The organism is Pustulibacterium marinum (genome assembly GCF_900116665.1).
GTDB lineage: Bacteria > Bacteroidota > Bacteroidia > Flavobacteriales > Flavobacteriaceae > Pustulibacterium > Pustulibacterium marinum.
Genome location: NZ_FPBK01000008.1, coordinates 136,692 through 148,946, shown reverse-complemented (window position 1 = coordinate 148,946; position 12,255 = coordinate 136,692). Strand labels below are relative to the sequence as shown.

The 12,255-nt window shown below is 34.9% G+C and carries 9 protein-coding genes; 8 read left to right on the top strand and 1 reads right to left on the bottom strand.

The annotated features are described in order from the left end of the window. The first annotated feature begins 9 nt into the window (after positions 1-9). From ileS to BM383_RS11790, 4 genes are all read left to right on the top strand, one after another. A complete protein-coding gene (ileS, locus tag BM383_RS11805; protein ID WP_093025343.1) occupies positions 10-3,408 on the top strand; it encodes an isoleucine--tRNA ligase in 3,399 nt (1,132 codons plus the stop codon). A gap of 5 nt (positions 3,409-3,413) precedes the next feature. After that, complete coding sequence (locus BM383_RS11800; protein ID WP_093025342.1) at positions 3,414-3,800, top strand: TraR/DksA family transcriptional regulator; 387 nt, start codon at positions 3,414-3,416, stop codon at positions 3,798-3,800. 71 nt (positions 3,801-3,871) lie between these two features. After that, the gene (locus BM383_RS11795) at positions 3,872-4,459 is read left to right on the top strand and encodes a DUF4097 family beta strand repeat-containing protein (RefSeq protein WP_143106414.1); all 588 of its coding nucleotides are present in this window, start codon (positions 3,872-3,874) and stop codon (positions 4,457-4,459) included. Positions 4,460-4,514: 55 nt separating this feature from the next. Further along, on the top strand, positions 4,515-5,150 hold the full coding sequence (locus tag BM383_RS11790) for a lipoprotein signal peptidase (RefSeq protein ID WP_093025340.1): 636 nt from the start codon (positions 4,515-4,517) through the stop codon (positions 5,148-5,150). On the opposite strand, the gene BM383_RS11785 is transcribed toward BM383_RS11790, so the two are convergent. Further along, on the bottom strand, positions 5,147-5,716 hold the full coding sequence (locus BM383_RS11785; protein WP_093025339.1) for a 5-formyltetrahydrofolate cyclo-ligase: 570 nt from the start codon (positions 5,714-5,716) through the stop codon (positions 5,147-5,149). The genes BM383_RS11790 and BM383_RS11785 overlap by 4 nt on opposite strands. Before the next feature lie 274 nt (positions 5,717-5,990). Here BM383_RS11785 and uvrC point away from each other — a divergent pair, with 274 nt between their 5' ends. From uvrC to BM383_RS11765, 4 genes are all read left to right on the top strand, one after another. Next, the gene (uvrC, locus tag BM383_RS11780; RefSeq protein WP_093025338.1) at positions 5,991-7,778 is read left to right on the top strand and encodes an excinuclease ABC subunit UvrC; all 1,788 of its coding nucleotides are present in this window, start codon (positions 5,991-5,993) and stop codon (positions 7,776-7,778) included. A gap of 33 nt (positions 7,779-7,811) precedes the next feature. Then, positions 7,812-10,040: a patatin-like phospholipase family protein gene (locus tag BM383_RS11775; protein WP_093025337.1), complete on the top strand. Its 2,229-nt coding sequence runs from the start codon at positions 7,812-7,814 to the stop codon at positions 10,038-10,040. Positions 10,041-10,396: 356 nt separating this feature from the next. Further along, on the top strand, positions 10,397-11,185 hold the full coding sequence (locus BM383_RS11770) for a DUF3108 domain-containing protein (RefSeq protein WP_093025336.1): 789 nt from the start codon (positions 10,397-10,399) through the stop codon (positions 11,183-11,185). A 101-nt stretch (positions 11,186-11,286) separates the two neighbouring features. After that, a complete protein-coding gene (locus BM383_RS11765) occupies positions 11,287-12,246 on the top strand; it encodes a tryptophan 2,3-dioxygenase family protein (RefSeq protein WP_093025335.1) in 960 nt (319 codons plus the stop codon). Positions 12,247-12,255 lie beyond the last annotated feature (9 nt).

The window sequence follows — 12,255 nt, the reverse complement described above, 5'->3', positions numbered from 1 at the left end:
CACGTCATAATGAAGTTTGCAGAATATAAAGGACTTGATTTGCCAAAAGTTGCAGAAGAAATTCTAAACTATTGGAATGAGAATGAAATTTTTGAAGAGAGTATAACCTCTAGAGAAGGGAGTAAGCCTTTCGTGTTTTTCGAAGGACCACCTTCTGCAAATGGTTTGCCTGGTATTCACCACGTAATGGCACGCTCTATCAAAGATATTTTCTGTAGATATAAAACTCAAAAAGGCTACCAAGTAAAACGTAAAGCAGGTTGGGATACACATGGTTTACCTGTAGAACTTGGAGTAGAAAAAGAGTTAGGAATTACCAAAGAAGATATAGGTAAAAAAATTACCGTAGAAGAATACAACCAAGCTTGTAAAAACGCTGTAATGCGTTATACAGATATTTGGAATAGCCTTACCGAAAAGATGGGGTATTGGGTAGATATGAACGATCCGTACATTACCTATCAACCAAAATATATGGAGAGTGTTTGGTGGTTGCTTAAGCAAATCTATAACAAAGATTTGTTGTACAAAGGGTATACCATTCAGCCGTATTCTCCAAAAGCTGGTACAGGCTTAAGTTCGCACGAATTGAATCAACCAGGTTGTTACCGTGATGTGACCGATACTACGGTTGTAGCACAATTCAAAGCGAAAATTGAAACCCTTCCAGAAGCGCTACAAGCTTATGGAGATGTGCATATCTTAGCTTGGACCACTACACCTTGGACGTTACCGTCTAACACCGCGTTAACAGTAGGTAACAAGATAGAGTATGTATTGGTAAGAACGTTTAACCAATATACTTTTGAGCCTATCAATGTAATCATTGGTAAGCCATTGGTAGCAAAACAATTTGCAGGGAAGTTTCAGCAATTTGAAACCGAAGATGCTTTAGAAAGCTACAAACAAGGCGATAAAAAAATTCCTTATGTAATTGTTGAAGAGTTTACAGGTGCTGATTTAGTTGGGACAAAATATGAGCAGTTATTGCCATATGCATTACCATACGAAAAGCCAGAAAATGCGTTTAGAGTAATCGCTGGTGATTTTGTAACTACCGAAGATGGGACAGGTATTGTACACACCGCTCCAACTTTTGGTGCAGATGATGCCAAGGTATGTAAAGAGGCTACTCCAGAAGTTCCGCCAATGTTGGTGATGGATGAGAATGACAACTTGGTTCCGTTAGTAGATTTACAAGGTCGTTTTAGAGCAGAATTGCCAGAAGTTGGTGGTAAGTATGTTAAGAATGAATACTATGATGAAGGAACTGCTCCGGAGAAATCTGTAGATGTAGAAATCGCTATTAAATTAAAAGAGGAAAATAAAGCCTTTAAGGTTGAAAAATATGTCCACAGTTACCCACATTGTTGGAGAACTGATAAGCCAGTATTATACTATCCGTTAGATTCTTGGTTTATCAAAGTAACCGAGGTAAAAGACAAAATGTTTGAGTTAAATCAAACAATCAACTGGAAACCAAAAGCAACCGGAGAAGGTCGTTTTGGAAACTGGTTGAAAAATGCAAACGATTGGAATTTATCTCGTTCTCGTTATTGGGGAATTCCATTGCCAATCTGGAGAACCGAAGACGGTAAAGAAGAAATCATCATTGGTTCTGTAGAAGAATTGAAAGCTGAAATGGCAAAAGCTGTTGCAGCCGGATTTATGAGTGCTGATTTGTTTGCTGAGTTTGAAGTGGGGAACATGAGTAAAGAAAACTACGATTTGGTAGATCTTCATAAAAATGTAGTAGACAAAATCACGCTAGTTTCAGCTTCAGGAAAACCAATGAAACGTGAAAGCGACTTGATTGATGTGTGGTTCGATTCTGGTTCTATGCCGTATGCACAATGGCATTATCCGTTCGAAAACAAAGAATTGATCGATGCTAAAGAATCATATCCTGCAGATTATATTGCAGAAGGGGTAGACCAAACACGTGGTTGGTTCTATACCTTACATGCTATCGGTACGTTGGTTTTTGATTCTGTAGCATATAAGAACGTAGTGTCTAACGGATTGGTGTTAGATAAAAACGGACAGAAAATGTCGAAACGTTTAGGAAACGCAGTAGATCCGTTTGAAACCTTGGCAGCTTATGGTCCAGATGCTACACGTTGGTACATGATTAGCAACGCAAATCCATGGGATAACTTAAAGTTTGATGTAGAAGGAATTGCTGAGGTGCGTCGTAAGTTCTTCGGAACGTTGTACAATACGTATTCGTTCTTCAGTCTATATGCAAACATTGACGGATTTACTTATGCAGAAGAGGATATTGCTTTAGAAGACAGACCAGAAATAGACCGTTGGATTCTTTCAGAATTACATACGTTGATTCAAAGAGTAGACGAAGCTTTTGCAGAGTACGAACCTACAAGAGCGGCGAGAGCTATTTCAGAATTTGTTCAGGAAAACTTGAGTAACTGGTTTGTGCGTTTAAGTAGAAGACGTTTCTGGAAGGGTGAGTACGGTCAAGATAAAATTTCAGCTTACCAAACTTTGTATACGTGTTTGCTAAAGGTTGCCAAGCTTTCTGCGCCAATCGCTCCGTTTTATATGGATCGTTTGTATAAAGATTTGATAGCTACTACAGGAAAGGAAAGTTTTTCTAGTGTTCACGTAGCAGATTTCCCTGTTTTTGTCGAAAACTTTGTTGATAAGTCTTTAGAAAGTAAAATGGCAAAGGCACAAACCATTTCTTCGCTAGTACTTTCACTGCGTAAAAAGGAAATGATCAAAGTACGTCAACCGTTGCAAAAGGTAATGATTCCGGTGCTTGACGAGGTTCAGAGAGAAGAAATATTAGCAGTGCAAGAGCTTATCAAATCAGAAGTGAATGTAAAAGAAATAGAGCTTTTAGATGATGCTTCCGGAGTTTTGGTTAAGCAAATTAAACCTAATTTCAAAGTTTTAGGGCCGCGTTTTGGGAAAGATATGAAATTGATTTCTAGTGAAATAGCGAGGTTTGGTCAAGACGAAATTCAGCAAATTGAGCGCGAAGGCAGCATCACTGTTGATATTAACGGAAAAAGTATTATTTTAGGAACCGAAGAAGTGGAAATTTCTTCGCAGGATATAGAGGGTTGGCTTGTTGCAAACTCAGGTTCACTAACTGTTGCTTTAGACGTTACAATTTCCGAGGAATTGAAGAATGAAGGAATTGCAAGAGAATTGGTAAACCGTATCCAAAATATTCGAAAGGATTCAGGATTTGAAGTAACCGATAAAATCTCGATAAAACTTCTTAACCATGAAGAAATTGCCAAGGCAGTTTCTGCTAATGAAGAGTATATAAAGTCTGAAACATTGACAGCAAATTTAGAATTTGTAAATACTTTGGAAAATGGCATAGAAGTTGAATTCGATGATTTGAAAACCAAATTGTCTATTTTAAAACAATAGCGCTTATGCAAACAGAAGATGTAAAAGTAAGATACTCTGATAAGGATTTAGAAGAGTTTAGAGTTTTGATTCAAGCAAAAATGGAGAAAGCTCAGGAAGGACTAGAGCTTATCAAAAGTGCTTATATGAATAATGGTAACAATGGTACCGATGATACATCGCCAACATTCAAAGCCTTTGAAGAAGGCTCTGAAACGATGAGTAAGGAAGCGAATACACAGTTAGCGCTTCGTCAAGAAAAATTTATAAGAGATTTAAAAAATGCTTTGATCCGTATTGAAAATAAAACATACGGAATTTGCAGAGTAACCGGAAAACTGATCAATAAAGAAAGATTGAAGTTGGTTCCGCATGCAACTCTTAGTATCGAAGCAAAAAATATGCAGAAATAATAAAGCGCCTTTTGGCGCTTTTTTTTTATCTAGTGAGAGCTGTTTGTTGTGTGATAATGTTTTTCTCTGTAATGAAGGTTTCTTCACAAAAAATTGTAGAGAAAAATGTTTTCATAGCTGACACTGTGAATACGATTTTTGTAGATACGGAAAATATTTTTCAGCTTACTATAAATACGCAAACTTCCCGGAATACGGTAGCTGTTCGAGCAAATCTTGAAGGTGAATATGCTCCAGACCTTGTTCTTACTTCCCAAATTACTGCCGGTAAATTATTTTTAGGGGCTCAATTTCAACCTTTAACTGTTTTGTTTGATGATAAATTGGCAGCGCATAAAGTGATAACCATTAGTCTTTCAGTTACCATTCCAGAAAACAAACAGTTGATCATTCAAGGGAAACATACCAAAACGAATGTAAGTGGAGATTTTAAAGATTTACAAATTGTGTTGCATGATGGAGCTGTCCACTTGCAAAATGTAAATGGAATTATTTCTGTTAACACTTTTAATGGAGATGTTGAGGTTGCTGATTATAACGGGAGTGTGAATGCAACTTCCAAATTTGGAGAGGTTTTAGTGAATGAATATGATGATTCTTCAAATCAGTTAGAAATTAAATCGGTAAAAGGTACTATTACAGTCAATTCAAATAAATAATATTCTTATTTTTGAAGCCATTTGCTATTCACTATTGTGAAATAAACTAAAATTGATGAATTTAAAGAAAGCTACGCTCCTTATTATTGGAGTGTTACTCATAGATCAGATTTCAAAAATATATGTAAAAACACATTTCGCTTTAGGCGAATATGTAGATGTTTTTAGTTGGTTCAAAATTCTATTTGTAGAAAATGAAGGTGCTGCTTGGGGAACAAAATTAAGTGATGTTTTACCGGTTTCAGATAAATCGGGGAAATTGGTGCTTACCGTTTTTAGATTATTTGCAATTTGTGGAATTGGTTATTGGTTGTATGACAGTGCAAAAACCAAAAAGCCTAGTATTTTAATAGCTTCTATTGCTCTTATTTTTGCGGGCGCTTTTGGTAATATTATAGATTCTGTTTTCTACGGAATTATGTTTGATGATAGCCACAACCAATTGGCAACATTGTTTGCAGAAGAGCCTTATGGAACTTTATTTCATGGAAAGGTGGTAGATATGCTCTATTTTCCGCTAGTTGATGGTGTTTGGCCAAGTTGGATACCGGGAATTGGGGGAAAACATTTTAGTTTTTTTGATCCGGTATTTAATATTGCTGATTCTGCTATTAGCATTGGAGTTGCTCTTTTATTGGTTTTTAATAAAAAAGCATTTCCAAAACAGAATGATGAAACCTCTGAAGCTTAATTTTTAAAATGATAAGTTTTAGATGGAGTAACGCAATAGTTTAGTGCAATATCAGTTTCAAAAACTTCTTCAAAAACGGGCTCAGCTTCAAAAAATGATAATCCGATTTTAATGGTTTCTGGTTTACATTTAGATAGAAAGATGTCGTAAAAACCTTTTCCGTAACCAAGTCGTTGTCCATTTGTATCAAATGCCAAAAGTGGTACAAAAACAACATCAATTTTTGTTTCAGGAACTTCCAATCCATCTACAGGTTCCGGAATATTCCACTTATTTTTTTTAATTCTTGTGTTTTCAGTAAGAAGAAAATGGGTTAAACTTCCATCGTCAAAATTACTTTTGGAGATCACAACTTCTTTGTCTTTTCCTTGAAGTATACTCAACAAAAAGGAAGTGTCAATTTCTTTTTTTTCTGATATGGATAGAAAAGTATGATAATAAACTTTGTTCCAAATAGGAAGTTGAAGTAGTTGGTTGGCAATATCTATACTTAAATCTTCGACCTGTGTTTCAGATAGGTTTTGTCTTAGGTCGTTATACTTTTTTCTTAATTCGTTTTTGTTCAAAAATCTTATTTTTTGCGTTGCTAAGGAGTATAAGCTTTAGCATTTTTAGTGTTTGTTGCTTTTTGTTTATCTCCTCGTAGAAACTCCGTTATTACCATTGTTTTTATAAACTGTACAATATGTTGTACTTGCAGCTAAAAGTAAAACACTTAATTCTATTGTGGCAAATTTTCTCATATTTTTTATTTGATATGAAATTAGAACTGGTAAAAGTGGTTCTGCTGATTTATAAAAAGATTAACTCCAAGGTTTCAGAAATTATTAATTTTGCAGCATGTCAAAACTTCCCATTGCATTGCAGTTAGATACGCTTCCGGAAAGTCCCGGGGTGTACCAATATTATGATAAGGACGGAAAAATTCTATATGTAGGAAAAGCCAAGAACTTAAAAAAACGTGTTTCGTCTTACTTTCATAAGAACCATGAATATGGTAAAACGCGTGTGTTGGTTAAGAAAATTGTTGACATTAAACACATTGTAGTTCCAACGGAAACCGATGCGTTACTGCTGGAAAACAATCTCATCAAAAAATACCAACCGCGTTACAATGTTATGTTGAAGGATGATAAATCGTATCCTTGGTTGTGTATTAAAAACGAGCGTTTTCCTAGAGTTTTCATGACTAGAAATGTGATTCGAGATGGTTCGGAATATTTTGGTCCATATACGAGTGTGAAAACTGTTCGGGTTTTGCTAGAGTTGATCAAAGGATTGTATCCGTTAAGAACGTGTAATTATGATCTTTCCAAAGAAAAAATTGACGCCGGAAAGTATAAAGTTTGCTTAGAATATCATTTGGGTAATTGCAAAGGTCCGTGTGAAGGGTATCAATCTATCGTAGCATATGATGAGCAAATCAAAGCGATTCGGGAGATTATCAAAGGAAATTTTAAAGATTCTTTGCAGCAGTTCAAAAAGCAAATGAAAGAGCTAGCTGCAAATATGGCTTTTGAAGAAGCGCAGAAGATTAAAGATAAAATTGATGTTTTAGAAAATTATCAGGCAAAATCTACCATAGTAAATCCAAGAATTTCAGATGTAGATGTTTTTTCCATAGTTTCTGATGAAAGTTATGGATATGTAAATTTCTTGCAGCTTTCGTATGGTTCCATTATCCGTTCGCATACCATTGAAATGAAAAAGAAATTGGATGAGTCTGATGAAGAACTATTGGCATTGGCAATCGCGGAAATGAGAAACAGATTCAATTCTCAATCTAAAGAGATCTTTTTGCCTTTTGAGGTGGAAATAGGAGAAATTGCCAGAATTACCATTCCTAAACTTGGTGATAAAAGAAAACTTGTAGAACTTTCTGAAAGAAATGCAAAATTCTATAGAATGGAGCGTTTTAAACAAGTAAAAGTAACCGATCCAGACAGGCATGTAAATAGAATCATGGCGCAAATGAAGAAAGATTTACGCCTACATGAAGAACCACGTCATATAGAGTGTTTTGATAATTCAAACATTCAGGGAACCAATCCGGTGGCGGCGTGTGTGGTTTTTAAAAACGGAAAGCCAAGTAAAAAAGATTACAGACATTTCAATATTAAAACGGTAGAAGGACCCAATGATTTTGCTTCTATGGAAGAAGTGGTGTTTCGTAGATACAAGCGTTTGCTAGAGGAAGGAGAATCGTTGCCACAATTAATAATTATTGACGGTGGAAAGGGACAATTATCATCTGCTTTAAAAAGTTTAGATTTACTTGGGTTGCGAGGCAAAATTGCTATTGTAGGTATTGCAAAACGACTAGAAGAAATATTTTATCCGGGAGATTCAATTCCGCTCTACTTAGATAAAAAGTCAGAAAGTTTAAAGGTAATTCAGTATTTACGTAACGAAGCTCACCGATTTGGGATTACTTTCCATAGAAATAAAAGGAGCAATGCTGCCATCTCTTCTGAGTTGGAAAATATCAACGGAGTGGGAGAAAAAACCATTGAAGATTTATTGCGAAAATTTAAATCGGTAAAACGAGTAAAAGAAGCTTCGTTAGAACAGTTAATTGCTGCTGTTGGCACCTCAAGAGCAAAAAAAGTTTATGAACATTTTCATTAATTAACTACCTTTAAAAGTCTCAAATTGCAACGAATGAAAAAGATAGTATGGCTTGGTTTTCTGTTGATTTCTACACTAAGTTTTGCTCAAAATAATCAATACAAGCCAAAGAAAGATCTTAAAGTAGGTTTGGTTTTAAGTGGTGGTGGAGCTAAAGGTTTCGCACATATTGGAGCGCTCAAGGTTTTAGAAAAGGCTGGTGTTCGTGTAGATTATATTGGAGGTACTAGTATGGGTGCGATTGTTGGCGCGCTGTATGCTTCGGGCTATACGCCAAAGGAAATGGATTCTATTTTTAATTCTGTTGATTTTGAAGATTTAATCCAGGATAAATTACCACGTTCTGCCAAAACATTTTACGAAAAAGAAGATGCAGAAAGGTACGCCATAACATTGCCGTTTAATGGTTTTAAAGTTGGTTTCCCATCTTCTATATCCAAAGGTCAAAACATATATAATTTGCTGGCAAGACTACTTTCTCCGGTTAGTAATATTGATGATTTTAATAAGCTTCCTATTCCGTTTTTCTGTATGGCAACGGATATTGAAACCGGTAATGCAGTAAAACTAGATCATGGCTATTTACCCGAGGCTATTCAAGCAAGTGGAGCATTTCCGTCACTTTTTCAACCTGTGATCATTGAAGGTAAAGTGTTGATAGATGGTGGTGTGGTGAATAATTATCCTTTGGAGGAAGTTCGAAAAATGGGAGCCGACATTATTATTGGGATCGATGTTCAGGATGATTTAGCAAAAAGGGATGATCTTACTTCAGCGATTCAGGTGTTGTTGCAAATCAACAATTACCGAACTGTGCATGATATGTACAAGAAAAAGGAAAAAACAGATGTGTATATTCATCCAAACATTGATGATTTTACGGTGGTTTCTTTTGATAAAGGAGCGGAAATTATAGATCATGGAGAACAGGCGGCGATGGATAAGTACGATGTTTTTAAAGAAATTGCACTTCAACAAACTTCTAAAAGAGAGAGAAAGCCATGTGTAGTAAATGATTCAGTAGAGATAAAAGGAATTTCAATCAATGGGAACGATCGCTATTCTAGAGCTTATATTTTAGGAAAACTCAGGTTTAGAAATGGAGATAAAATTGGTTTTGAGGATTTAAATACGGGAATAGGAAACTTAATCGCTACCAATAACTTTGATATTGTTCGCTATAAATTGCGCCCTTTTGAAGATAACAGGCAGCAACTAAGTTTATACGTTAAGGAAAATAACGATAGAACTTTACTGCGTTTGGGTGTTCATTATGATGATTTGTACAAAACATCTGGGTTGATCAATGTAACTCGAAAAAATCTATTACAAGACGATGATAAAACTTCGTTTGATTTTATAATAGGAGACAATGTGCGTTACAATTTTGAATATTACGTAGATAAAGGTTTTTACATCAGTTATGGTCTTCGTTCAAAATACAATACGTTTGATGTTGGAATTGATACTGATTTAATCAATTCTTTCTTGAATCCTTCCATAGAGGGATTAAATAAAATCAACATAGATGTTTCAAACTGGGTGAACCAAATCTATTTTCAAACGGTTTTGAAAGAAGAGTTTTCAGTAGGTATTGGAGCCGAGCATTCTCTATATAAGATTACGACCGATAATATTGTGGAAGGCGAAAACCAAGAAACAGTAATAGATGATAGTAACTATTTCAGTGCTTTTGGGTATGCGAAATTAGACACCTACGATAACAAGTATTTTCCATCAAGCGGATTGCTTTTTGAAGGAGATGTACATACCTACTTGTTTTCATCAGACCATACAGGAACTTTTGATGAGTTTACCATGGCAAAGGCCAAAATAGGATTTGCTACTCCTATCTACGAAAATCTTTCATTGAATTTAAACTTTGAAGGAGGTTTCAAAATAGGTAGAACGCAATTAAATACCCTTGATTTTAGACTAGGTGGGTATGGTAACAAATTCATCAATAACCTGATCCCGTTTTATGGATATGATTTTGGAGGCTTTGGAGGAAATAGTTTTTTGAAAGCTTTAGGGACTATTGATTATAAATTTTGGCGAAGAAATCACATCAATTTTTCGGCTAACTTCGCCAATGCTGGAAATTATATTTTTGAAGATGAGTGGCTCACCACGCCAGATTTTTCTGGGTATGCAATTGGGTATGGTTTAGATTCTTTTTTAGGGCCTATGGAAGTAAAATACTCCTGGTCGCCAGAAAATAGTTCAGGAGCATGGTTTTTTGCCATAGGATATTGGTTTTAAAGACTGATGATACTTCAATAAAAAATTGATTTTCATAGTAATAATTAGGTATTGTAGAGTAAAAAGCTAGAAGGAAATTATTAAAAGAGTTAAAGTTGATTTTCTGTGAAATTATTTTGATTACTGAACATACATTTGCGCTCAGATAAAGGGGTGGTGCCCTTTATTGCAAAGCTTTAGTAAAGTTTTCATAAGTAAGAGTTTTGGTTGGTTAAAAAATGCCCGGTTTCATTACCGGGCATTTTTTTTTGAAGATTGTGGAACGGTAATTGTAATATAACTTCCTGTTAAAAGTTATATAAATAACAAATTAGTACATTTACTTAAAATTCATCAATTTTCATCGATCATTAATTATGAAGATCATTATTAAAACGTTACTTCTATTACTGGTAGCGGTTGTAAGCATACAAAGTGTTCCCTATCAGAAAAATTCCTATCAAGCAGGAGAGTGGTTTAAATTTCGTATTCACTACGGAATATTAAATGCTAGTTATGCTACGCTAGAGCTTAAAGATGCCTATATAAATGATAGATGGGTTTACCATGCTGTCGGAAACGGTCAAACCACTGGTTTAGCCAAGTTTTTCTTCAAAGTTGATGATACGTATGAGAGTTATTTTGATAAATTCAACAACCGCCCGTATCGTTTTATAAGAAATATTGATGAAGGTGGCTATACCAAAAACTTGGAAATCAATTTCAATTATGACGATCGCGTTGCGGAAGTGAATAATAAAAAGCATGACAAAATTACCAATATTGACATGCCATATGGAATTCAAGATCTCATATCTGGTTTCTACTATTTGCGTAACAATGTAGATGTAGACAATCTAAGTGTAAATGATGATATTGAAATTGATATGCTGTATGATGATGACGAAGTGTTCAAATTCAAACTGAAGTTTTTAGGAAAGGAAGATTTAGATACCAAATTTGGAACTGTAGAGTGTTTAAAATTTAGACCTTATGTACAGTCAGGTCGCGTTTTCAAAGAGAAAGAAAGTTTGTCACTTTGGGTTTCTAACGATGAAAATAAAATACCAATTAGAATTCAGGCAGATCTTCGAGTAGGATCGTTAAAAGCAGATTTAGATGCTTATAAAGGATTAAAACATCAGTTTGTAATAAAATATGATTAAATAGAAATAGGAGCTCAACGACTAAGAGTTCCTATTTCTTTTTAGTACTTGTTGTTTTTAATTACTTTTGTGCAACTTTTGTTTTTACAACCAACTTACATATGAATATAGCTCCGGAAATCGCGGAAAGAGTTCAAAAGCTCGAAGAGAAATATAAAAATTCTGGTCAAGATCTTGGTTCTTACTTGGACGGATTACTTCACCAAAGATATTTAACCTATTGGGATTACATTCAATTAGATACACTTCTTAGCCTACAGATTCCAAGAACTCACTTCCCGGATGAAGAGATTTTCATTATGTATCATCAAATTACAGAGTTGTATTTTAAGTTGATTATCCATGAGCAAAAGCAAATTATTGATGACAAACTTCAAGATGCAGATTTCTTTATCAAAAAGATAAACCGAATCAATACCTATTTCAAAACATTGATTTCTTCCTTTGAAATCATGATCAATGGAATGGATAAAGAACAGTTTTTGCAATATCGTATGTCTTTATTGCCTGCAAGTGGTTTTCAATCTGCACAATATAGAATGATTGAGATCTATTCCACATCTTTAAAAAACTTAGTTCACCATACGGTAAGACAAGAATTTGAAGGTTCTGAAAGTTTAGAAGATCAATACGAAAATATTTATTGGAAAAAAGGTGCCGTAGATACCAAAACAGGTGAAAAAACGTTAACCTTAAAACAATTTGAGTACCGCTATACACCGCGTTTTTTAAGAATAGCTAACGAGGTGGTAGCTACCAATATTTTTCTGAAATACAAAGCATTGCCAGAGGCAGAAAGAGCAAATGAAAAGCTGATAAAGGCTATGAGAGATTTAGATGTGAGCGCCAATGTTCATTGGCCATTAATGCACATGGGCTCTGCTTACAGGTATTTAAAGAAAGAAAAAGGAGATGTAAACGCTACAGGAGGTACAAATTGGCGTAATTATTTGCCTCCAAGTTTTCAAAAAGTTATATTTTTTCCTGAACTTTGGACAAAACAAGAACAAGAAGACTGGGGCAAACAATGGGTAGATCATATGTTTAATCCGGAAAAATAGAAATTGATA

Coding starts and splice junctions, on each gene's coding strand:
- ileS (WP_093025343.1), top strand. CDS start 10: ATGAAGTTTGCAGAATATAAAGGACTTGATTTGCCAAAAGTTGCAGAA.
- BM383_RS11800 (WP_093025342.1), top strand. CDS start 3,414: ATGCAAACAGAAGATGTAAAAGTAAGATACTCTGATAAGGATTTAGAA.
- BM383_RS11795 (WP_143106414.1), top strand. CDS start 3,872: ATGAAGGTTTCTTCACAAAAAATTGTAGAGAAAAATGTTTTCATAGCT.
- BM383_RS11790 (WP_093025340.1), top strand. CDS start 4,515: ATGAATTTAAAGAAAGCTACGCTCCTTATTATTGGAGTGTTACTCATA.
- uvrC (WP_093025338.1), top strand. CDS start 5,991: ATGTCAAAACTTCCCATTGCATTGCAGTTAGATACGCTTCCGGAAAGT.
- BM383_RS11775 (WP_093025337.1), top strand. CDS start 7,812: ATGAAAAAGATAGTATGGCTTGGTTTTCTGTTGATTTCTACACTAAGT.
- BM383_RS11770 (WP_093025336.1), top strand. CDS start 10,397: ATGAAGATCATTATTAAAACGTTACTTCTATTACTGGTAGCGGTTGTA.
- BM383_RS11765 (WP_093025335.1), top strand. CDS start 11,287: ATGAATATAGCTCCGGAAATCGCGGAAAGAGTTCAAAAGCTCGAAGAG.